Raw genomic sequence first — 23,087 nt, forward strand, 5'->3', positions numbered from 1 at the left:
TGGAATATGCTTGCCCATCCGTTACTCTTGAACCTGGGCAGCCATGAATGAGTTGAACGACCAGGCCGTGCACTTCGGCCCCTACCGCATCCATCCGCGCGAGCGCCTGGTGCTGGAGGCCGGTCGCCCGCTGCGCCTGGGACGGCGGGCGGTGGATATTCTGCTGATCCTGCTGGAGCACGCCGGCAATGTGGTGAGCAAGCAGGAGCTGATCGCGCGGGTCTGGCCCAAAAGCGTGGTGGAAGATGGCAACCTGCGGGTGCACATGGCCGCGTTGCGCAAGGCCCTGGGCGACGGCCAGGCGGGGCAGCGCTATATCGTCACGGTCGCCCAGCGCGGCTACAGTTTTGTCGCGCCACTGAGCATCGAACCGATGACGCTACCCACCGACGGCGCGCCCCAACGCCCTGGCCACAACCTGCCGCTGCGGCGCACGCGCATGATCGGCCGCCAGGCCCTGATCGATGCGCTGGTGCAGCAACTGCCGCAACAACGTTTCATCACCCTGACCGGCGCCGGTGGCATCGGCAAGACCACCGTCGCGCTGCGCGTCGCGGAATTGCTGATCGGGCATTACCGCGATGGAATTCATCTGCTGGACCTGGCGCCGCTCAGTGCCGCGTCGATGATTCTGCCCAACCTCGCCGCCTTGCTGGGTGCCGCACCCGGGGAGAATGCGCCGCTGGCAAGCTTCGCCCGCAGCTTGCAGGCACGCCAGTTGCTGCTGGTGATCGACAACTGCGAGCACCTGCTCGACGACATCGCCCTGATCAGCGAAACCCTGTTGCGCCATGCGCCGCACCTGCACATCCTCGCCACCAGTCGTGAAGCGCTGCGCGCCGAAGGTGAGTCGGTGCAACGCCTGGAGCCGCTGAGTTGCCCGCCCGCCACCGGCAACCGCGCCCAGGCCCTGGGTTACCCGGCCATGCAATTGCTGATCGAGCGGGCCATGGCCCATCAGGACAGCTTTGCCCTGAGCGATGCCGACCTGCCGCTGGCCATCGATATCTGCCAGCGCCTGGACGGCATTCCGCTGGCAATCGAGCTGGTGGCCGCGCAGATCGAGCGTTTTGGCTTGCCGGGGCTGCTGGTGCAGATGGAGGATAACTTTCGCCTGCTGACCCGCGGACGGCGCAACGCCCTGCCCCGCCAGCAAACCTTGCGGGCCACGCTCGACTGGAGCTTTGACATGCTCACCGAAGGCGAAAAAATCTGCCTGCGCAGGCTGGCGGTGTTTCGCCGGGGCTTCAGCCTGGTCAGCGCGGCGGCGGTGATCGCCGGGGAACACGTGGCCCTGGCCGAAGTGCTCGGCTCCATCACGCAACTGGTGGCCAAGTCGCTGCTGAATGTGGACGCCGGCGAGGAAGAGATGGTCTATCGCCTGCTGGATATCACCCGCACGTATGCCCTGGAAAAGCTCAGCCTCGCGGGCGAACTGCAAGCCACGCGCGAACGCCATGCGGCACGCTGCCTGGCGCTGATGGAACAGGCCCGCGGTGATTGGGAACTGATCGCCACCCAGCCCTGGATCGAGCGCTACGCACCGCTGCGCGAAGACGTGCGCGCCGCCCTCGACTGGGGCTTCGCCGACGACGCGGGGCACTTGCTGGCGATCCGCCTGACGGTCAGTGCGATGCCCCTGTGGCAGGAACTGTCGTTGCTGCGCGAGCATGCCGGTTATGTGGACAAGGCGCTGGCGCTGATCGATCAGGTCGAAGCGCCCTGTACGCAATTGACCCTGCAACTGCAATTGGCCCTGGGCAGCCTCTCCTACCACGCCCTGGGCGCCGCGCCGCAGACCATTGCGGCGTTTGTCGGTGCCGCGCGCCTGGCCGAAGAACGCCAGGACCTGGCCGGCCAGTTACGCGCGGTCTCCGGGCATATGGCGGTAAACCTGTGTGCCGGGCGCTATGACCAGGCGCTGCAACAGAGCCTGCAATTTGATCGCCTCGACCCACGCACCGAGCCGCTGCTGGACCTGAGCACCCAACGCCTGCGCGCCCTCGCCCGGCATTACACCGGCGATCAGGCACTGGCCCGGCATCATGCCGAGCAGGTGCTGCAACGGATGAGCCACAGCGGCCACGTGAATCGCTTCGCCCATGGCGTTGGCGTGCAGTACGACCAGAGCGTCGCGTCCCTGACCGTCCTGGCGCGCATCCTCTGGCTGCAAGGCTTCCCCGAACGTGCCTGGCGCACCGCGAGCCAGGCACTGGAGCTGGCGCTGCAGATCAACCACGGCACCTCGATCTGCTACACCCTGGCCTTGGCTGGTGTAGTCATCGCCCGCTACAACGGTGCCGACGACGAGGCACAGGCCATGCAACGCCTGTTGCTTGAGCAGGCGCACAAGCATTCGGTGCAACTGTTCCAGACCTGGGCCGGGCACTATGCCGGTATCCTGGGCGACCAGGATCTGCAGGGTCTGGGACTGATAGAGGACACCCTGGTCACCTTCGACATGCGGCAGGTCGATGAGCCGGGCATGCACCGCGCGCGCAGTGGCACGGCGGGCTGGTGCGCGCCGGAAATCCTGCGGGTGTACGCCGGGCAGGCGGCGCTCCAGGGGGATATCCACGGTGCTGAAACGCTGCTGCTCGAAGCCCTTGGCCTGGCACGCCGGCAAGGTGCCCTGGCCTGGGAGTTGCGCTGTGCGGGCTGCCTGGCACAACACTGGCAGCAACAAGGGCGCAGGCAAGCCGGCAGGGATTTGCTGGAGCCGATCTACGCTCGATTTACCGAAGGCTTCGCCACCCGCGATCTACTGCGCGCACGCCGCCTGCTCGACGAGTTGCAGGACAAACGGCCGGCCTGAAAACTCACCCAGGCACTGCCCATAACCTTGCTGCAAGCGCTCGACCTGAAGGGGATCGCGCAACTGCGCCAGGGCGTAGCTGCGCACGCTATTGAGCAGGCGATAGCGCGTCGGGCCCGGGCCAGGCTCGGCGGTCAGCAGCGACAGATTGACCAGACGCGCCAGCAGGTAAGACAAATCAGCGTGCTCAAGCTCGGTCCCGCTGACCATTTCACGCAAGGTGGGCAGGATCACCGCCATCTTGAACAGGCCCAACTGCAGGAACAGCCAGCACTCCGGCAGGCTCAGGCGCTCGTAGCTCCAGTCCAGCGCGGCGGTCATTGAGCGATGGCGTTCCACCGCCGTGCGACGACCGTGGCTCAGCCCGTGCAGGCCGCTGCGCAATTGCCGCTGCACGCCGCCGATACCCAGGGCGTCAACCTGGGCGGCCGCCAGTTCGAGGGCCAATGGGATACCGTCCAGGCGCCGGCAAATATCGCGCAGCGGCATCAACTCCTGGGGCCGCAACACAAAACCCTGCTGACTGGCGCGCGCCCGTGCGCCGAACAACTGCACGGCGGGACAGGCCATGGCCTGCTCGACACTGCCCAGCGCCGACGGCGACGGCACCCCCAACGGCGGCACGCGCATCACCCATTCGCCCGGCGCCAGCAAGGCCTCGCGACTGCTGACCAGCACGCTGACCTCCGGCGCCCTTTCGTGCAGCGCGCGCAGCAGCTTGCGACAGGCACCGAGCAGCAGGTCGGCCCCATCGAATACCAGCAGCAATCGGCGCGCGGCCAACCGTCGGCACAGCTCATCGAGGCTGTCGACCGCGTCCAATTGCAAGAGCGTGGACAGGTGCCCGAGCAGTTCGCCCAGCGTGCGCAGGTTGCCCAGGTCGACCCACCACACCCCGTCGCGATAGCGAGGCAACACGCGCTCGGCAAGCGCCAGGGCCAGGGTACTTTTGCCGATACCGGCCACTCCGGTCAGGGTCAACAGCCGCTGCCCGGCCATGCGCCGTACGAGCATGCCTACCAGCTCATCGCGACCGACCACAGGGCTCAGCCGCGCCGCCAGGTTGTGCGGTGCCGGCAACGTCGGCAGCGCGCCTTGCACGGGCGCGGCGAAGCAATAGCCGCGCTGCGGATGATTGAGGATCAAAGGCTGCACATCCACGGCGCGACGCAACGCGGCAATGTGCACGCGCAGGTTATTGTCTTCAACCACGCTGTTGGGCCAGACCCGCTCGATCAAGGTCGCCTTGCTGATGAAGTGCCCCGGCGCTTCCAGCAACACCGCGAGGATATCCAGGGCGCGCCCGCCCAGCGGCACCGGCCAGCCGGCCTTGCTGACCAGACGCTGGTGCCGATGAAACGTATAGGCGCCGAAGCTCACCGCCGCAGAATGATTCATGTCCGTAAAAGCGCTGAAACACCCGTGCTTGAGTGCCTGCGCATCCTTTTTCCGTGGGCTCGGCGTTATCTTGCCAGCTGGCGGTCACAGGACAATGCTGGCACGGGGAGCGATACGGACAATCGGGTGCCTCAGACGGACAGGGTGTCGTTAACTGAACTGTTGTCGGTATTGGGTAGGGTTCAGGCCGAGCTTTTCACTGAACAGAAAGCGCATATGCCGCACGCTGCCGAAGCCTGAGTGGAACGCCACGGTCTTGAGCGGCAGGTCGGTGGTTTCCAGTAACTGGCGGGCACGGTCGATGCGCGCGCCTTGCAGAAACGCCATGGGCGTCATCTGCACTTCCCTGGCGAACAGTCGCGCAAAGTGCCGCGCACTCATGCCGGCCAGTTCCGCCATCGACTCGATCGTAAAGGGTTGGTCGAGCTGCGCCAGCACGTGGTGCTGCACCCGAGTGATCGCGGTTTCCTGGGGCGCCACGGCGGCGGTCATCGGGCTGAACTGGGCCTGGCCACCCTGGCGTTTCATCACCACCAGCAACACCTTGGCCACGTCCACCGCCACTTGCTTGCCATGGTCCTGGGCGACAATCGACAGGGCCAGGTCGATACCGGCCGTGACGCCACCCGAGGTGATCAAGCGTCGGTCCTGCAGGTAGATGCGATCGGTCTCGACGATGGCGTTCGGGAATGCCTTGATCAAGCGTTCGGTGTAATGCCAGTGGGTGGTCACGCGGTGCCCGTCGAGCAAGCCGGCGTGTCCGAGCACAAAGGCGCCGGTGCAGATCGAACCGAAACGCCGTGCCCGTGGCGCCATCGCCTTAAGCCAGGGCAGCAGCGCGGGATGGCATTCGTTATAGGCCCCCGGACCGCCAGGCACCAGCAGTACGTCATAGGCGTCCTGGGCCTGCTCCAGCAGCAGGTCGGTCTGCACCGTGACGCCATTGGAGGCGCGCAACGGCCCGGGCTCGGTGCCGATGGTGAGGATCCGGTAGTGGTCGGCCGCCGGCAGGTAGCGGTTGGCAATCGAAAACACTTCAAGCGGCCCGGCCATGTCGAGCAGCAGGAAGTCCGGAAACAGCGCCATGGCCACGGTTTTCATAAGCGGGAAACGTCCATCGAGAAGAAAGGCGACGGGCATTATGGCATGTCTTTTACTGTCAACTTATAAGCGACAGTTATTCGGATTTCATCTTCTTAATGAATTAACCGTTAACCATTAACCTTCTTCTCAACGCAAGCGCCCTGCATCTCGCAGCCCGCGCTCACTTGAGGACTGGACCATGCTGACCCTTCGCAAAGCTTCCGAACGCGGCGCCGCCAATCATGGTTGGTTGAAGTCGTTCCACACCTTCTCGTTCGCCAACTACTGGAACCCGAATGAACAAGGGTTTTCCGACCTGCTGGTGATCAATGATGACCGCGTCGTCGCCGGCAAAGGCTTCGGCCAGCACCCGCACCGTGACATGGAGATTTTCTCCTATGTGCTCGAAGGCGCCCTGGAACACAAGGACACCCTGGGCACCGGCTCGGTGATCCGCCCCGGCGATGTGCAACTGATGAGCGCCGGCAGCGGCGTGGCCCACAGCGAGTTCAACCACAGTCACCGCCTGGGCGTGCACTTCCTGCAAATCTGGATCGTGCCCAATGAAGCCGGGGCCAAGCCGCGCTATCAGCAGGAGCACTTCAGCGAAGCGCAAAAACGCGGGCGCCTGCAACTGATCATCTCGCCGGATGGCGCCGACGGTTCGTTGAATGTTCGCCAGGATGCGCGGGTGTATGCCGGGCTGTTCGATGGTGATGAAAGCGCGCAACTGGACTTGCCGCCGGATCGCTATGCCTACATCCATGTGGCGCGCGGCAGCGTCGAGCTCAATGGCCAGCGCTTGCAGGAAGGCGACGGTGCGCGCGTACGGGACGAACGCCAGATTCGCCTGAGCCATGGCGAGGACGCTGAGGTGTTGGTGTTTGACCTGCGCCCCAATGAAGTGCCGCAGATGCCATGACGGTCGCAGTGATGGCCCGTGAGCGGGCCCATCGCTGGCGTCGATAGTCACCATCAGCGCAATGAAGTTCTCTTAAAAACTGCGACGCGTAACATCAAACCCATGCCAAACGGCACCTCACTAAAACACTTGGAGCACACCCTCATGAAACGCCAACTCTTGCTTAGCCTCGCTTTCTCGGTACTGGCTGCAAACGCTTTCGCCCACCCGGTAGTCGCTGAAGGCGGCGCGGATCGCATGATTGAAACCCGTGTTGCCGAAGGTGGTGCGGATCGCTTGCAGGAACGTGGCCTGGCTGAGGGCGGAGCGGATCGCCTGCAGGAACGTGGCTTGGCCGAGGGCGGTGCGGATCGCCTGCAGGAACGCGGCCTGGCTGAGGGCGGTGCAGATCGTCTGCAGGAACGTGGCCTGGCCGAAGGCGGTGCTGAACGCCTGCTGAGCAACCACGTATAACCCCTGCTGTTGAAGGGAACCCAAACCGGCCTGATCAGCCGGTTTTTTTGTTTTCTATCAACCCGCGTTCGTCAGCTTCTTCAAGTTGAACTGCGCGTCGTCGCGCGCGATGTACAGGTGGTTTTTTCCTTCCTGTACCTTGAATAGAAGTTTCATGCCGACCAGTTTTTCAAGGTCCTTGCGTGCCGTATTTTCGGAAATGTCATAGTCATGGGTGAGTTCCCTGGGCGTATAGATGCGCCCAGGGTGTTGCAGCACTTTTTTCAGGAAATGGCCCTGTCGGTAGTTCAACCCTTCTTTTAAATCAAGCGAATCGAGCCAGCTCATCAGCTCTACGGCTTCTTGCCTTTTACCTTCGAAATACAGCATGAATTCGTTCATCGCGCGCTCGATGACCCGCAATTGATAAATGACGAAATAGGTCAAATCGAATCCATCGGTTTGCGTATGGATATACGAGCGCCCGTATTGCATCGGGGCTTCTTTGAGCAAGGCGCTGATGGAAATGTACTCAAAAGGCCAATAACCACTTTTGAGCATGAACCAATAGAACAACGCGCGCGCTGTCCGGCCGTTGCCGTCCCTGAAGGGGTGCTCATAACCCAGCATGAAATGAAGAATGATGGCTTTGACCAGCGGATGGATAAAGTGCCTGCCGCCTTGACCGTCATGGCGGTCATTGGCAAACCTGCAAAGTGCCTCAAGCCTGTCCGGTAGCAATGCAGCCTGAGGGGGTTGATGAACAATTTCATTCCCCGCGCCGCCGACAAAAATATCGTCGGTTTCCCTGATATGCCCGGGGCGAATATCGTCCTCGTCAATCCCTGCTGTCGCGATGCCATGGAACTCACAGATCAATGCGACAGACAGGTCTTCGCCCTGGTTGTACTTGGCATGTTTCATCAGTTGATAGTTATTGAGGATCATCCGCTCATCGTCATTCTGTGGCGGGCGCTCCTTGGCCAGCATGTCCTTGGCGATTTTGCGCGTGGTCGCGGCACCTTCCAGTTGGGCGCTGGAAATTGCCTCTTCCATCATCAAGGAGTCGACCAGATACTGAGCGTTATCACGGTATTGAGGAGACGACGCTGCCGCCCCGCCTAAACGGGATGTCACCGACTCGACAGCGTGAATCACCGCATCGCTGAAATCCGTGGAGCACAAGAAAAAAGCACTGCCGCATTCGCTCTCAAGCTCAAGCGTCTTGCTTCCACAGGCCCGGGACATCTTGATGGCGGCCCAGGCCGCCTCTTTATTGACCCCCGGCGTCGGGTAACGGCGGAATTCGTCCCAGTGCAAATATCGGCCTTTGTCATCGACCGCCTTGAAAATGCGTGCAAGCTCGAAAACCTGCAAACCATGACGATCTAACAAAGCCCCGAAATCAGCGGGTTTATGGATTTTCGCCACGACTGAAACTCAATTTTGGAAAATTGAGTTGATCGTTGCGCGCCAGTGCGAGGATGTCAAGGAACACGCAGCTAAAACACCGCACTCAGGCCTCGCGCTTAACCTTCAAATGCCGCGCATACCAGGGCCGCTTCGGCACGCGCTTGAACAGGCCTTTGAGCAGTTCCTCATCGGCGCCGAAGGTGATGCGCAGGGCCAGTTTCATGATTTCCGGGTCCATTTCCATCGAGCGGCCCTGCTGCAACCCCGGCGTGGTGCTGCAGCCGTGGGTATCCGGGCCGAGCCAGGGGTCGCCGACCTCAACCCAGCGTCCCGGTGCGAACCAGGCTACGCCGTTGACCTCAAGCCGGGTGACTTCGCCCGGATGGAACCGCTCGTGGGCGCGGAACCAGTCTTCGATGCGGTCATCGATCCAGCCGTGGAAGTGCCAGAACACCGGGTTCACGTGGGATGAAAACGGATCGCCGAGGAAGTCGTTTTCCGGTGCGTACCAGCGTGCGGCGAAGTCCGCAGGGTCGCGGGCAAACGGCACCGGGGCGCCGTTGGACGGGTCACGCGGCACAGAAGCCCAGCGCATGTGCAGCCAGTCGTGCAGGCCCAGCTCCATCTCCGAGCCCAATTGGCCCAGGGTCAGCCTGGCCAGGTAGCGTGGGTCGCGGTATTGGGATTCCCACACCTGGAAATTGCTGTGGTAGGTCTCGGCAGCCTTGATGTCGCTGACCCACTGGGTGTAATCGGCGTCATCCGGCGCCGACCAGCACGGCGGCAACGCAAAGCCGTCGTGGTTATCGAAGTAGCGCACAAAGCCCGGGCGATCGCGCTCCAGCGCCGGTTGGGGCTCGGGGAAATGCGGCCACGACGGCAGGTCCTGCATGGAGCGGGCAGTGCCCAGCATATGGCGGTGCATGAAGAAAAAGTCGATGCCCGAGCCGTTACGGTCCTTGAGCTTGCCCCGCGCATCGCGCTCCCGGCCACGCGGCCCGGGTTGCCAGCCGATGCCGCGCAAGGCCTCGCGCTTTTCTTCGGAGAGCTTGTGCCATTGGTCACGGGTGGCGTGCCACAGCTGGTGAAACAGGCGATGTTCGGGGGCAATCAGCCAGGCCAGCAGGGTCGGGTTGAGGCCGATACGTTGGCGGGCTTCGGGGAACAGCTGTTTGTGGGCGATGAATCGGTTGTCGCGCTCGGTCAATGCCAGGGGCCGCTCGAGGTCGAGGATCTGCCCACTGAGGGTGCCGCTGCCGGCATTGCCGAAGTCGGCCCAGACTTCATCGAGGGTCATCTTGAATTCGTAGGCCGGGATGCCCGCCGCCGAATCGCGGTCGATCAGCCGCCAATAGAGCAAGGCGCCCTCGCCCGTCAGCAGATCGCCCAATACGCGGTAGCGCGGCTCGCCGTCGGCCCGCAGGTTCTCGGCGGTGTCCAGGTAACCGCGCAAGCCACGGCCACGGGGCGCGATGTCCAGCAGCAGTTCCAGGCCCCGGGACGGCAAGCCCCTGAGGCCGGCATCGCGACCTTCCAGGCGCAGGCTCCACACCCCGCGCAACGTATTCGCCAGGTGCTGGCCCTGGGTGTCGGCCAGCTCGACCGTGGCTTCGCCGGGGGTGACCGGGAATTCTTCTTCCCGCGTCAGCTCGCGATGGGCATAAAAGGCCGCGGGCACCGCCGCGCCGGTCAGCGCCAGGCCTGCGATGAACCCACGTCGAGAGATCGTCATTGTCTACCTTAGGAAACGGCTTAATCAGAGCTAGAACGTTTGCAGCCTGGGGAAATTTACCGCCCGGGCAGCGCCCGCTAAATTTCCCCGGTCATCGCTCGTTCTTCCCTGATAGCAAAGGCCTCAACTGACTGAGATGGCAATGACAAAACCACGTTCGAAAAAGGCGCTGTATATCGGCTTGCCGCTGGCACTGGCGGTCGCTGCCGGGGCCGGCTTTCTGGTCTGGGATCATTGGTTCAAGGGCAACGCCGGCTACCCGCTGGAGGTGATCAAGCAGGCCAATGAAATGCAGGATCGCCTGTTGTCGTTCGACAGCCATATCACCGTGCCCATGGATTTCGGCACCGCCGGCAATGAAGCCGACAAGGATGGCAGCGGCCAGTTCGACCTGGCCAAAGCGGCGCGCGGCCGATTATCCGGCGCGGCCCTGACCATTTTCGGCTGGCCGGAAATCTGGAACGGCCCCAACGCCCCGCACAAACCCACCGACGGTTTTGTCGAGGAAGCCCGCCATGAGCAGGAGGTGCGCTACACAATCATCTCCGGCATGGTCCGCGACTTCCCCAACCAGGTGGGCATCGCCTACACCCCGGACGACATGCGCCGTCTGCACGGCGAAGGCAAGTTCGCGATCTTTATCAGCATGCTCAACGCCTACCCCCTTGGTGACGACCTGAACCAGCTGGACCTGTGGGCGGCGCGCGGCATGCGCATGTTCGGCTTCAGCTACATCGGCAATAACGCCTGGTCGGACTCGTCGCGCCCGCTGCCGTTTTTCAATGACACCACCGACGCCCTCGAGGGCCTGTCGCCCATCGGCCAGCAAGCGGTGCAGCGCCTCAATGACCTGGGGGTGATCATCGACGTGTCGCAGATGTCGACCAAAGCCCTGGAACAGGTCGCGCAGTTGAGCCGTACACCGATGGTAGCGTCCCACTCGGCCCCCCGGGCGTCGGTGGACATCCCGCGCAACCTCAGCGACAAGGAACTGCAACTGATCAAGCGCAGCGGCGGCGTGGTGCAGGTGGTGGGCTTTCCTGCCTACCTGCGCCCCCTGAGCCAGCCGACCCAGGACAAGCTCAACGCCCTTCGCGCCCGCTTCGACTTGCCGCCGCTGCCGAACCTGGCGATGGCCTTGATGCCGGGCGATGCGATCATCGCCGCGTGGCCCGAACAGCGCTTCGGCCAGTATGCCAGCGAGCTGTACGCGATTCTCGAGGAAGAACCCAAGGCGACCCTCAAGGACTGGGGCGATGCCATCGACTACACCGTGCGCAAGATCGGCATCGACTACGTCGGCATCGCGTCGGACTTCAACGACGGCGGTGGCCTGCAGGGCTGGGAGAACGTTGGCGAAGTGCGCAACGTCACCGCCGAACTGATCCAGCGCGGTTATTCCGAAGCCGATATCGCCAAGCTGTGGGGAGGCAACTTCCTGCGGGTGTGGGAGCAGGTCCAGAAAGCCGCCAAACCCTTGGCCCATCAAGAAGTCAGCCCATGACCGACCGTCGCACATTCCTCAAGCAGGCCGGCGTATTGGCCGCCAGCCTGCCGCTGGGCAACACGCTGATGCCCCAGGCGCTGGCCGCCGCCACGAACGACCCATGGACAGGCTTGAAACAACTGTTCAACCAGGACCCGGATTACCTGCATTTTTCCAACTTCCTGGTCGCGTCGCACCCCAGGCCGGTGCGCGAGGCCATTGAGCGCTACCGCGCCCAGATCGACCGCAACCCCGGCCTGGCGATGGACTGGGACCTGCAGGAAACCTGGAAACGCGAAGGCCAGGTGCGTGAATGGGCGGGCCGCTACCTGAACGCCACACCGCCACAGATCGCCCTGACCGGCAGCACCTCCGAAGGGCTGGCGATGATTTATGGCGGGATCAAGGTGCGCGCCGACCAGGAAATTCTCACCACCGAGCATGAGCATTACGCGACGCAGAACGTCCTGGATTTTCGCGTGCGCAGGGAAGGCACCCAGGTACGCCGCATCCGGCTGTTCGACAGCGCCAGCGGCGTGTCCGCCGATGAAGTGCTGGGCAATATCCAGCGCAATATTCGCCCCAACACCCGCGTACTGGGCATGACCTGGGTGCAGTCGGGCAGCGGTGTCAAATTGCCGATTGGCGAAATCGGCCAGTTGGTGAATGAATACAACCGCAACCGCGACGACAACGACCGCCTGCTCTACGTGGTCGACGGCGTGCACGGTTTCGGCGTGGAAAATCTCGACTTCCCGGCCATGCACTGCGACTTCTTCATCGCCGGCACCCACAAGTGGATGTTCGGCCCGCGCGGCACCGGCCTGGTGTGCGCTCGCAGCCCCGACAACACCTACGTCACACCGATGGTGCCGACCTTCTCCGAAGACAAGGATTTCGCCACCACCATGACGCCCGGCGGCTACCACGCGTTCGAGCATCGCTGGGCCGCCGACGAAGCCTTCAAGCTGCACCTGCAACTGGGCAAGGCAGCGGTGCAGGCGCGTATCCACGCACTCAACACCGAGCTTAAAGCGCAACTGCTGGCGCATCCGCAGATAGAACTGGTCACGCCGCGCAGTCCAGCGCTGTCGGCAGGTTTTACCTTCTTTCGGGTCAAGGGCCAGGACTGCGATGCGGTGGCCAGCTACATGATGAAAAACCGAGTGGTGATCGACGCCGTGGACCGTGATGTCGGGCCGGTGATCCGCACCTCCCCCGGCCTGCTCAACAGCTCGGATGAGATCCAGCGCTTCATGGCGTTGCTGAGCCAGCGGCTGTGACCTTTTTTTATTTGAACGAGACGCTCACATGACGCCATTTCGACTCAAACCCCTGACAGCCCTGGCGCTGACCGTACTGTGCGGCGCCCTGCTCCCGGGCATGGCCCAGGCGGCGGCACCGCAACCGGGCAAAGTCTTCAAGGACTGCAAGGACTGCCCGGAAATGGTGGTATTGCCTGCGGGCACCTTCACCATGGGCACCCCGGAAGACGAAGTCGGCCGCGAACCGGACGAAGGCCCGATGCATGAAGTGACCTTCGCCAAGCCCTTCGCCATGAGCCGCTTCCACATTACCGCCGGTGAATGGGACAGCTATGTCCGCCAGACCGGGGTGAAGATCGCCAATGGTGATGATCGTCCCGGCCGCGAATGCATCGCCAGCAAGCCGCGCTACCCCCAGGGCCCGCGCCAGCCGGCGGTGTGCATGGACATGGACGACATTAAAAACTACGTGGCCTGGCTGTCGAAAAAAACCGGCCAGCAGTACCACATGGTCAGCGAAGCCCAACGCGAATACGCGGCCCGCGCCGGCACCCGCGGGCCGTTCCCCTTCCCGTTCGACGAAGGCAAGGGCTACAGCATTGCCAGGCACGCCAACACCTACGGCCCGGCGGACGGCTACAGCTATTCGTCACCGGTGGGCAGCTACCCGCCGAATGCGTTTGGCATGTACGACATGCACGGCAATGTGTATGAACGGGTTGCCGATTGCGAACACCCGAACTACGTCGGTGCGCCGACTGACGGCAGTGCCTGGATGGAACCGAACTGCGAGTCCTACCAGATTCGCGGCAATGACTGGGGCGAAGCGCCAGTGTTCTCCCGCTCCGGCAACCGCAACAACATCTACCCGCAGACGCGCGGTGACTGGATTGGTTTCCGGGTAGTGCGCGATCTCTAAGCCATGCACCAATCCACTGTGGGAGGGTCAGTGAATGCTTCTGCAACTGACCCACCGCCATCGGCGGCAAGCCCCCTCCCACATTTGAGCGCCATGCGTCAGGAAGAATGTATTCACCAGCAGACGCGGCGTGACTGGATTGGTTTTCGGGCAGTACGCGAGCCCCAAGCCGTACACCAGTCCAATGTGGGAGGGGGCTTGCCCCCGATGAGGGAGGGTCAGTGCATGCATCTGCGCCTGACACACCGCCATCGGCGGCATGGGCCGCTACCCGTTTGGTGTACTCAACCCGCCTGCACCGCTGGCGTCGCCAATCGATTGCAGCCATACAGCACCATGCCCAACACAATCAGCGCCCCGCCTCGCATCCAGGTATCCAGGCTTTGCTGGCTGAGGAGGATCAGGCACGAAACAATCGCCAGCACCGGCACCCAGCTCGGCACGCGAAAATGCTGCTCCTCAATGGTGTCACGCCGCAATACCAGCACCGCCAGGTTGGTACTGAGAAACACGAACAGCAACAACAACACCACCGTCTCGGCCAATGCCGCCAGCGTGCCGGTCAGCGTCAGGGCTATGGCCACGGCCGTACTGGCAATGATCGCCACCCAGGGCGTACGGCGCTTGGGTAGCACGCGTGACAACGGCTCCGGCAACAGGCCCATGCGCGCCATGCCGTAGGTCAGGCGGCTGGCCATGACCATCGTCAGCAGCGCGCCATTGGCGACCGCGACCAAGGCAATGAAGGCAAAGAGTTGCGGTGGAATATTCAGGCCCGAGGCGCGCACCACTTCGAGCAGCGGTGCCGACGTGGCTGTGAGCTTGTCCATCGGCAACACCACGGAGGCGGCGACACCAACCGCCATATACACGATACCCGCCACGATCAACGCGGCGAACAGCGCGCGCGGGTAAATCCTGCGCACACCCCGGATTTCTTCCGCCAGGTTGGCCGACGTCTCAAAGCCGACGAACGAATAGAATGCCAATAGTGCAGCGCCGAGCACGGCAAGCATCGGGTTGATGCCGGGCTTGAATTCGAACGCCCGCCCCAGGTTGGCCTCACCGGCCTGCAAGCACCAGGCTGCGGCGACCACCACCAACAGCAGCCCGGACAGCTCCACGCACGTCATCACCATATTGGCGCCCAGCGATTCTTTGATCCCGCGCGCATTCAACAGCGCAATCACCAGCAAAAAGACCAGCGCCGCCACGTGGGGCGAGACGTTAACGAACGCCGCAAGATAGTCACCGGCAAACGCCAGGGATAACCCGGCGGCGCTGGTCACGGCGGCGGCGAGCATGCAAAAGCCCACCAGGAACGAAATCAGCGGCGACTTGAACGCCTTTTCGGCGAACACCGAAGCAGCGCCTGCATGGGGGTATTTGGTCACCAACTCGGCGTACGAGCCGGCGGTGAGCATGGCGAAAAACAACGCCACCAGCAGCGGCACCCAGATCGCCCCGCCGACCTGGCCGGCAATGGTTCCGGCCAGCGCATACACGCCGGCGCCGAGCACGTCGCCCAGGATGAACAGGAACAACATCGGGCCGGTCACGGCGCGGCGCAGGGACGGCGTGGAAGGTTCGGCGTGGCTGAGGCTGGGTTCGGTCATGGGCGGCTCTGGCGGCGGGTTGCAGTCAGCGATCATCCGGCGCAGGCCGGCTGAGGCGGGGCTATCTGCAATGGAGAAGGCCTGCGGGGCCAAAGTTCCTTATTTAGTAGCGGCTCCCTTAGCTACCTCCCGGCCGAACGCGAACGTCTGTAAAAATCCATAGCTGAAACGTGTCAGCCAAGGCATCACGCAAAAATATGCATAAATGCATTTTAGCCCTTGACCCGAGGGAACCAGTCTTTTAAAGTCCAATGACTGTATATAAATACAGTATCAACTTAGCTTCACGGACGAGGTTACCTATGAAAAGCACCACTGAAAAATTTGGCAACACCCCCCACCTGCCCAGCCTGTGGACCCGCGCCGATGCGCTGAAAGTCCATGCGGACGACCCCACCACCACCCAGCCGCTGGTCAGTGCCGACTTCCCGGTGCTGAGCGACAAGGTGTTTATCTGGGACACCATGCCGCTGCGCGACATTGACGGAAATATCACTTCCGTCGATGGCTGGTCGGTGATCTTCACCCTGACCGCAGACCGTCATCCCAACGACCCGCAGTACCTCGATGAGAACGGTAACTACGACATCACCCGCGACTGGACCGATCGCCACGGTCGGGCAAAGATGTACTACTGGTACTCCCGCACCGGCAAAGACTGGAAACTCGGCGGCCGAGTCATGGCTGAAGGCGTTTCGCCAACGGTGCGCGAATGGGCCGGCACGCCGATCCTGCTGAACGAGCAAGGCGAGGTGGACCTCTACTACACCGCCGTCACACCCGGCGCGACCATCGTCAAGGTGCGTGGCCGCGTGGTGACCACCGAGCATGGCGTCAGCCTGGTGGGCTTCGAGAAGGTCAAGCCGCTGTTCGAGGCCGACGGCAAGATGTACCAGACCGAAGCGCAGAACGCCTTCTGGGGTTTCCGCGATCCATGGCCGTTCCGCGACCCGAAGGACGGCAAGCTGTACATGCTGTTCGAAGGCAACGTGGCCGGCGAGCGCGGCTCGCACAAGGTGGGCAAGGCAGAAATCGGCGATGTGCCGCCCGGTTATGAAGACGTCGGCAACTCGCGTTTCCAGACCGCCTGCGTTGGTATCGCCGTGGCCCGTGACGAAGACGGCGACGACTGGGAAATGCTGCCGCCGCTGCTGACCGCAGTCGGCGTCAACGACCAGACCGAACGTCCGCACTTCGTGTTCCAGGACGGCAAGTATTATCTGTTCACCATCAGCCACACTTTCACCTATGGCGACGGGGTAACCGGGCCGGACGGTGTGTACGGTTTTGTCGCCGACTCGCTGTTCGGCCCTTACGTGCCCTTGAACGGTTCCGGCCTGGTCCTGGGAAATCCGTCTTCCCAGCCCTTCCAGACCTACTCGCACTGCGTGATGCCCAACGGCCTGGTGACCTCCTTCATCGACAGCGTACCCACCGGCGAAGGCGGGACACAGGTGCGCATCGGCGGCACCGAGGCACCGACCGTGGGCATCAAGATCAAAGGGCAGCAGACATTCGTGGTCGCCGAGTATGACTACGGTTACATCCCGCCGATGGTTGACGTCACGCTCAAATAAGCAAGGTCAACAGACGTCGTAACGTGGCTTGATCGTTCCCACGCTCTGCGTGGGAACGATCGAAATTCACAGGATAAAAAAGCCACTCGATCGAGTGGCTTTTTTTATCCAAGTACGCACCGGCTACCCGTATAACTCATGCCGGCCGCGACGTGAACGCCAAGCGAACTGCCAGCAACACCAATACGAATGCCAGGCCCCGCGACTGCCACTTTGCGGACTCGCCGTGGTGGGACGCATAACCCCGGATGATTCCTCCCATCAGGCCCAGCACGACGTGAAAAATGATCGCGATCAAGGTTAATACCAACCCCAGCGTCACTATTTGCAGGGCGACCGCAGAACTGCCGCGCACAACGAACTGCGGCAAAAATACCATGAAAAACAGCAACGCTTTGGGGTTGAGCAAAGAGTTAAGCATCGCTCGGATGAACACCGACATCAGCGACGCCTGGAGGGTGGCATGCGTTGAACGTGCGGCACGCACCCGCAGGGCGTTCCAGGCCATCCAGAGCAGATAGAACGCACCGGCCCAGCGGATCAGGTCGAACGAGGGGGGCCACTGCGCTATGGCGGCCGTGAGGCCGGCTGCGGTGAGCGCGGTCAATACCAGGTCGGCCGCGCCGATTCCCAACGCAGCAGCGACGCCGCCACGCCAGCCGTAGCTGGCGCCGTGCGCAATCACGAAGGCCATGTTGGGGCCGGGAGACATCAGTAACAGCAACACGGCCCCCGCAAACAGCAAAAGCGTCGATGGCTCTAGCATGGGCGCTCCAGATCGCCGCAACGGGCGTTGTGAGGCGTGCTGCCATGGGGATGAGCTGCTTTTTCGAGGTCGGTGCACCCGACCGTAACGTGACTGAACATGCCTCAATCGATCCGACGCCGCTGGAACGGTTGCATCCTGCGCGCCGGGTTCGCCTCCCTGCTGTATGTAAATGCGAGCCTAAGCCCGCCATTTGATACACGCAAAGAATTGTCCTGAATACATTCAACCCGACCATTACATGATCGCTACATGATCGTTCCCACGCTCTGCGTGGGAATGCCGCCTTGGACGCTCCGCGTCCTGCTTTACCTGCGCAAGGTGACGCGGAGCGTCACGGGATGCATTCCCACGCGGAGCGTGGGAACGATCAATCAACGCCCGCCATTTGATACACACAAAGAATTGTCCTGGATACATTCAACCGGACCATTGCCCACGCGCCAGGATCGAGGGGGCGACAGGCCTGCTCGGTTCAAGCGATAGCCCGGCATTGCGCGGCGCTTTGGGGCTGATCAGCCGCGGCCAACCGAGCTGCGCGCGGACAACGACCACGGCATCCAGGACTTTCTGCGTCCAGCGTATGTCCTGCGGATCGACCACGACAACGCGGAATCCATGATCAGCGCCTTCAATCTGCACGCCCTCGGAATCATCGACGTGCAAGTCGATGTCGAATGCCGGCGGATACTTCGAAGGCGCATTGCACAGCCCGTGCCCGGTCAGGGCGCGGTTATGCAGCACACTGTTGACCACTCCATCGACGCGGATTCCATAGAGCAACAGCCAGCGGCGGATGTAGGACGGTGTGCGACCGGACGAGGTATAGACCCAGACACTGCAACCCTGGCGACGCAAGTCGCGGATCAGGGTACGCGTGCCGATGCGCAACGGCTCCCCCAGCCAACGATGCACACAGGCCGGCAGCCAGCTGGTTTCGACAGCGCAGTGGTGCAGCTGACAGGCCAGCGTGTCATCGATATCAAATGAAATACGCAGGCGTTGACGCTTGAATCGGCGCATCAGTGGCCTCTCTCTCGCAGGGGCAGCCGCGCGCCGCTCAGGAAAAACTTGCCTGGATCAGGCGCCTGGTGCTCCAGGAAGGCTGCATACTTTTTCTTGATCTTGGGCAATTCATACAACGCCTTGACACCATGTTTGGCAGAGTTGCGTATCACCGAGGATGGGTTGAAATAACCCTCGGCATTTTCCAGCGTCAGCACGAACGGCGGCAAACCTGCACGCATGAGCAAATAGCTGACGATGAGCGACCCACTGCGGTTGTTGCCTTCAATGAACAACTGCGGCTTGCTGAGGATGCGCACATAGACGCCGGCCGCACGCTTCCAGACCGATTCGCTGCGATACGCGCAATACCAGTTGAACAAGTCCTTGATACCGCCCTCGACGTTATTGAAGAAGTGCTCCTCGGTCGCCGCCAGGTGCTGGGCGTACTCCACCCGCCGCGCCGGGTCTCGACCGCACAGCACTGTGGCGTTGATTTCCAGCATCAGGTTCAGCTGATGAAGATCAAACAGGTCCACGCCGCGTGCGACATAGTCGTCAATCAACGCATAGCCTTCAAGCACATTGAGCAGCACTTCGTCGGTCAAGGGATCGCGCGGCTCGGTGAAGTGCCGGCTAAGCTCGGCGAAGCGCTCCTGCACTTCGCGCAATGCGCGCTCAATGGCAGGTAAATCAAGGCGATGCGTTACAGACATTGAAACTCCTTGGAAACACGAGGTAAAAAATCTACCGATTCACGCCAAGTCCGTTTGGCGTTTGCATGTGGGCGGCCCAGGCCGGACGGTGTGACTCAGCTGAACTTGCCGCTGATGTAGTCTTCGGTCATTTGTTCACGCGGCTTGCCGAAAATCTGCGCAGTGGGGCCCATCTCGACCAGATACCCCGTGCGCGTGCCCTGGGAAATATCCACCGAGAAAAACGCCGTGGTGTCCGCCACCCGGATCGCCTGCTGCATGTTGTGGGTCACCAGCGCGATGGTGTAATCCTTCTTCAGCTCGACCATCAGTTCCTCGACGCGTCGGGTGGCGATCGGGTCGAGTGCCGAGCACGGTTCATCCAGCAGCAACACTTCCGGCTCGGTGGCGATAGCGCGCGCGATACACAGGCGTTGCTGCTGGCCGCCGGAGAGCGACAAGCCGCTGACCTTGAGCTTGTCCTTGACCTCGTCCCACAGGGCGGCGCCCTGCAGCGCGTGTTTCACGCGGTCGCCCAGATCGCCTTTGTAGCGATTGAGGCGCAGACCGAAGGCGACGTTGTCGAAGATGCTCATCGAGAACGGGTTGGGCTGCTGGAACACCATGCCGATGTAACGGCGCACGACCACGGGATCAACGCCCTTGCCGTACACGTCCTGGCCGAGAAAATGCACATGCCCTTCGAAACGAAAGCCCTTGACCAGGTCATTCATGCGATTGAGGCTGCGCAGCACGGTGCTTTTGCCACAGCCGGAAGGCCCGATGAAACCGGTGATCTTGTTTTTTTCGATCGGCACGTGGCTGTCACGCACGGCCATGAAGTTGCCGTAGAAGATCTTGTCCAGCTTGCAGTCCATGACCACAGGCGACTCGGTCACAAACGGAGCGGCTATTTGCGCAGTGGATACGTTCAAAATTCAGGTGCTCCCGCTTTTAGTACTTGGGTTTGCCGAAAATACGGCTCACGACATTCACGACCAGCACGATCATCACCAGCACCAGCGAGGCCGCCCACGCGAGTTCAAGCTGATTGTCGAAAGGCATGCCGGAGAAGTTGTAGATCAGCACGGCCAACGAGGCTGTCGGGTTCATGACGGCCAGGTTGCCGTCGTGGTAGATCCAGTAGTTGCTGAACAGCGCAGTGAACAGCAATGGCGCGGTTTCGCCCGCAGCGCGCGCCACGGCCAGCATGACGCCGGTCAGGATCGCCGGCAGGCCGGTAGGCAAGACGATCTTCCAGATCACCTGCGAACGGGTGCAGCCCATACCGTAGGCAGCGTCCTTCATGATCTTGGGCACCATGCGCATCGACTCTTCGGCCGTCAGCACCACGATTGGCAGCATCAGCACGGCCAGCGCCACGCCACCTGCCGGTGCCGAGTAGGTTCCGGTGGTCATCACCACCAGCGCGTAGGCAAACACCCCGGCCAGAATGGACGGCAAGCCGGTGAGCATCTTGGCGGCAAAGCGCGCAGCGCTCGCCAGTTTGCTGTCAGGCCCCAGTTCCGCTAGAAAGACGGCGGCCAGGATACCGACCGGCACGGCGATCGCCGCCGCAATGCCGACCATCACCAGGGTGCCGGCCATGGCGTTGCCGAAGCCGCCGCCGGTCTCGAAACCGGTCGGCGGTAGCTCGGTGAAGAGCTCCAGGCTCAGGCGCGCACCGCCTCGGGTGATCAACATATACAGCACGGAGATCAACGGTACGCTGGCCAGCAGCGCGCCGAACCAGACCAGCGTGGTCAAGACCAGGCTGCGCAGGGCGCGGCCTTCGAAGCGGCGCTGCAGGCTGGGCAGCGCGGCGGCAGGCGTGGTGAGGTTGGTCATTGTTTGGTCCCCCGCTGGGCGTAGAGCATGAGCATCGAACCCGCCACGTTGACCAGCAGCGTGATGAACATCAGCACCAGCGCCGCATACATCAACACCTCGATCTCGTTGGGCCCGGCCTCGGGAAAGTTCAGCGCCAGCAAGGCCGCCAGGGTATTGGCCGGTGCAAACAGAGACAGGGAAATGTTGTTTGCATTACCCACCAGCATCGCCAGGGCCATGGTTTCCCCCAGGGCGCGGCCGAGGCCCAGCACCAGGGAGCCGAAGATACCGGTGGCGGCCGACGGCACCATCACCTTGAGAATCGCTTCCCAGTGCGTCGTGCCCATGCCGTAGGCGGCCTGTTTGGTTTTCATCGGCACCGCGGTGAGCGCGTCCTGGGACACTGCGGCAATGGTCGGCAGGATCATGATCGCCAACACCAGCGCGGCCGGCAGCAGGCCCGGCCCGCTCAGGGATGTACCGAAAAAGGGAATCCAGCCAAGTTCCGTGTTCAGCCACGCCGTCAGCGGGCGGATGGCGGGGATGACCACGTAGATGCCCCACAGGCCGTACACCACGCTGGGGATCGCCGCGAGCAATTCGACGATGGTGCGAAACACCGCAGCCAGCTTGGCGGGAAGGAAATCCTGGGTGAGAAAAATCGCCATGCTGACGCCAAAAAAGCCGGCGATCATCAACGCGATAAAAGCACTGTACAGCGTGCCCCAAATCGCCGGCAGAATGCCGTACTTGCCTTGGTTGACATCCCAGACGCTGCCCAGCAGCACGTCAAAACCGTGCTTTTCCATGCCTGGAAGGGCCTTGCGCCCTACTTCGAACACCAGTGCGAAGACCAGCGCCAGCACCAGCACCACGCCGATGCGTGCAAGCGCACGGAACGTGCGATCCATCACGAAGTCCTTGGTGGACGGTGGCTGGCACGCAGAGTCCGGGTTACCCGGTACGACAAAAGGTGTGTTCATGGGTTAATTCCGAAACAGGGAAGAAGTGCTTCCGGCATGGCTGACTGCCCATCCCGGAAGCGACCTGGCACGCCTTACTGGATGTTGGCGGAGGCTTTGCGAACCTGCTCGACTACCGAAGGCGGCAGCGGGATGTAGCCCATGGAGTCAGCGATTTTCTGCCCTTCGGTCAGGCTGTACTCGACCATTTCACGCATGGCCTTGGCCTTGGCCGGGTTGCCGTTCTCCTTGCGGAAAATCATCCAGGTGTAGGACGTGATCGGGTAGGACTTGGCACCGTCCGGGTCCGGCAGCCAGGCCACCAGGCTTTCCGGCATCTTCACCGCAGCCAGTGCTTCTGCACCGCTTTCGGCATTGGGCACAACGTACTGGCCGGCCTTGTTCTGCAACTGGGCGAAGTCAACCTTGGCCAGTTTGGCGAAACCGTATTCGATATAGCCAATCGCGCCTGGCGTCTGGCGTACGGTGGCGGTCACACCGTCGTTCTTGGGCGACTTGATGAACTTGTCGGTGGCCGGCCAGTTGACGGTGTTGCCTTCACCCAATGCTTCTTTGAAGCCAGGGTTGATCGCCGCCAGGTGCTTGGTGAACACCGCGGTGGTGCCACTGGAATCCGCACGCACCACGACGGTGATGGGCGTAGCCGGCAGCTTCAGGTCCGGGTTGGCGGCAACGATCTTGGGATCGTTCCACTGAGTAATCTTGCCCAGGAAGATATCGGAGTACACATCGCGCGGCAGCTTCAGGCCCTTCGGGTTGCCCGGCAGGTTGTAGGCCAACACGATTTCACCGGCGGTCATCGGCAGCAGTTGCACGCCCTCGGCAACCTTAGCGATGTCTTCGTCTTTCATCGCGGAGTCACTGGCGGCGAAGTCGACGGTTTTGTTCAGGAAGTCCTGCACACCGGCCCCGCTCCCCTTGGACTGGTAGTCAACCGTGACGCCCGCGCTTTTCTTGCTGAAATCCTTGAACCAGGTGAGGTAGATCGGGGCCGGGAAACTGGCACCGGAACCGGTCAGGCGGATGCTTTCGGCAGCAAACACCGAAGTGGCGCTCAGAGAAACCGCAACGGCGAGTGCAGCAGACTTCATCAAGCTTTTCATTCAGGAACTCCGTGGTGTAATTTCGGGCTCCCGGGACTGTGCAGCAG

Annotated in this window: 19 protein-coding genes; 6 read left to right on the forward strand and 13 right to left on the reverse strand. The window is 62.2% G+C overall.

The window, feature by feature from the left end:
* The first annotated feature begins 43 nt into the window (after positions 1-43).
* Positions 44-2,815 (forward strand): ATP-binding protein, encoded by a 2,772-nt coding sequence (locus BFP90_RS05350; protein WP_065896161.1) that lies wholly within the window; start codon positions 44-46, stop codon positions 2,813-2,815.
* Here the strand turns inward: BFP90_RS05350 and BFP90_RS05355 are convergent.
* Positions 2,762-4,213 carry a winged helix-turn-helix domain-containing protein gene (locus tag BFP90_RS05355; RefSeq protein ID WP_065896162.1) on the reverse strand — a complete coding sequence of 484 codons (1,452 nt, stop codon included), beginning with the start codon at positions 4,211-4,213 and terminating at the stop codon, positions 2,762-2,764. The genes BFP90_RS05350 and BFP90_RS05355 overlap by 54 nt on opposite strands.
* Positions 4,214-4,363: 150 nt before the next feature.
* Positions 4,364-5,314 (reverse strand): GlxA family transcriptional regulator, encoded by a 951-nt coding sequence (locus BFP90_RS05360; RefSeq protein ID WP_065896163.1) that lies wholly within the window; start codon positions 5,312-5,314, stop codon positions 4,364-4,366.
* 181 nt (positions 5,315-5,495) lie between these two features.
* Here BFP90_RS05360 and BFP90_RS05365 point away from each other — a divergent pair, with 181 nt between their 5' ends.
* Positions 5,496-6,218, forward strand: coding sequence for a pirin family protein (locus BFP90_RS05365; RefSeq protein ID WP_065896164.1), 723 nt, complete (start codon positions 5,496-5,498; stop codon positions 6,216-6,218).
* Positions 6,219-6,338: 120 nt separating this feature from the next.
* Here BFP90_RS05365 and BFP90_RS28750 read toward each other — a convergent pair whose 3' ends face one another.
* The 3 genes from BFP90_RS28750 to BFP90_RS05380 all read right to left on the reverse strand — a co-directional run bounded on the left by BFP90_RS28750 (position 6,339) and on the right by BFP90_RS05380 (position 9,795).
* Complete coding sequence (locus BFP90_RS28750; RefSeq protein WP_176718016.1) at positions 6,339-6,665, reverse strand: hypothetical protein; 327 nt, start codon at positions 6,663-6,665, stop codon at positions 6,339-6,341.
* Positions 6,666-6,728: 63 nt separating this feature from the next.
* Complete coding sequence (locus BFP90_RS05375) at positions 6,729-8,081, reverse strand: Fic family protein (RefSeq protein WP_065896166.1); 1,353 nt, start codon at positions 8,079-8,081, stop codon at positions 6,729-6,731.
* A gap of 85 nt (positions 8,082-8,166) precedes the next feature.
* The gene (locus BFP90_RS05380) at positions 8,167-9,795 is read right to left on the reverse strand and encodes a pyoverdine maturation tyrosinase PvdP (protein WP_065895580.1); all 1,629 of its coding nucleotides are present in this window, start codon (positions 9,793-9,795) and stop codon (positions 8,167-8,169) included.
* A gap of 142 nt (positions 9,796-9,937) precedes the next feature.
* Here BFP90_RS05380 and pvdM point away from each other — a divergent pair, with 142 nt between their 5' ends.
* From pvdM to BFP90_RS05395, 3 genes are read left to right on the forward strand one after another with little or no spacing between them, the layout of a single operon-like run.
* Positions 9,938-11,299: a pyoverdine-tailoring dipeptidase-like protein PvdM gene (pvdM, locus tag BFP90_RS05385; RefSeq protein WP_065896167.1), complete on the forward strand. Its 1,362-nt coding sequence runs from the start codon at positions 9,938-9,940 to the stop codon at positions 11,297-11,299.
* Positions 11,296-12,564: a pyoverdine-tailoring periplasmic protein PvdN gene (locus BFP90_RS05390; RefSeq protein WP_065896168.1), complete on the forward strand. Its 1,269-nt coding sequence runs from the start codon at positions 11,296-11,298 to the stop codon at positions 12,562-12,564. Before pvdM ends, BFP90_RS05390 begins: the two co-directional genes overlap by 4 nt.
* Positions 12,565-12,592: 28 nt before the next feature.
* Complete coding sequence (locus BFP90_RS05395; RefSeq protein WP_065896169.1) at positions 12,593-13,465, forward strand: dihydropyoverdine dehydrogenase; 873 nt, start codon at positions 12,593-12,595, stop codon at positions 13,463-13,465.
* 284 nt (positions 13,466-13,749) lie between these two features.
* Here BFP90_RS05395 and BFP90_RS05400 read toward each other — a convergent pair whose 3' ends face one another.
* On the reverse strand, positions 13,750-15,081 hold the full coding sequence (locus BFP90_RS05400; RefSeq protein ID WP_065896170.1) for an APC family permease: 1,332 nt from the start codon (positions 15,079-15,081) through the stop codon (positions 13,750-13,752).
* Positions 15,082-15,383: 302 nt separating this feature from the next.
* Here BFP90_RS05400 and BFP90_RS05405 point away from each other — a divergent pair, with 302 nt between their 5' ends.
* Entirely contained in the window at positions 15,384-16,658 is a 1,275-nt protein-coding gene (locus BFP90_RS05405) for a glycoside hydrolase family 68 protein (protein ID WP_065896171.1), read from the forward strand.
* A gap of 136 nt (positions 16,659-16,794) precedes the next feature.
* On the opposite strand, the gene BFP90_RS05410 is transcribed toward BFP90_RS05405, so the two are convergent.
* From BFP90_RS05410 to pstS, 7 genes are all read right to left on the reverse strand, one after another.
* Entirely contained in the window at positions 16,795-17,424 is a 630-nt protein-coding gene (locus tag BFP90_RS05410; protein WP_065895574.1) for a LysE family translocator, read from the reverse strand.
* A 420-nt stretch (positions 17,425-17,844) separates the two neighbouring features.
* The gene (locus tag BFP90_RS05415) at positions 17,845-18,447 is read right to left on the reverse strand and encodes a hypothetical protein (protein ID WP_065896172.1); all 603 of its coding nucleotides are present in this window, start codon (positions 18,445-18,447) and stop codon (positions 17,845-17,847) included.
* Positions 18,447-19,145 (reverse strand): hypothetical protein, encoded by a 699-nt coding sequence (locus tag BFP90_RS05420; RefSeq protein WP_065895572.1) that lies wholly within the window; start codon positions 19,143-19,145, stop codon positions 18,447-18,449. Before BFP90_RS05420 ends, BFP90_RS05415 begins: the two co-directional genes overlap by 1 nt.
* A gap of 95 nt (positions 19,146-19,240) precedes the next feature.
* On the reverse strand, positions 19,241-20,002 hold the full coding sequence (pstB, locus tag BFP90_RS05425; protein ID WP_065888298.1) for a phosphate ABC transporter ATP-binding protein PstB: 762 nt from the start codon (positions 20,000-20,002) through the stop codon (positions 19,241-19,243).
* A gap of 76 nt (positions 20,003-20,078) precedes the next feature.
* On the reverse strand, positions 20,079-20,972 hold the full coding sequence (pstA, locus tag BFP90_RS05430) for a phosphate ABC transporter permease PstA (protein WP_065888297.1): 894 nt from the start codon (positions 20,970-20,972) through the stop codon (positions 20,079-20,081).
* Positions 20,969-21,937 carry a phosphate ABC transporter permease subunit PstC gene (pstC, locus tag BFP90_RS05435; RefSeq protein ID WP_065888296.1) on the reverse strand — a complete coding sequence of 323 codons (969 nt, stop codon included), beginning with the start codon at positions 21,935-21,937 and terminating at the stop codon, positions 20,969-20,971. The genes pstA and pstC overlap by 4 nt, the downstream gene beginning before the upstream one ends.
* 74 nt (positions 21,938-22,011) lie before the next feature.
* Entirely contained in the window at positions 22,012-23,040 is a 1,029-nt protein-coding gene (gene pstS / locus BFP90_RS05440; protein ID WP_065896173.1) for a phosphate ABC transporter substrate-binding protein PstS, read from the reverse strand.
* Positions 23,041-23,087 lie beyond the last annotated feature (47 nt).

The sequence above is a fragment of the Pseudomonas sp. 24 E 13 genome (assembly GCF_900004715.1).
GTDB classification, from domain to species: domain Bacteria; phylum Pseudomonadota; class Gammaproteobacteria; order Pseudomonadales; family Pseudomonadaceae; genus Aquipseudomonas; species Aquipseudomonas orientalis_A.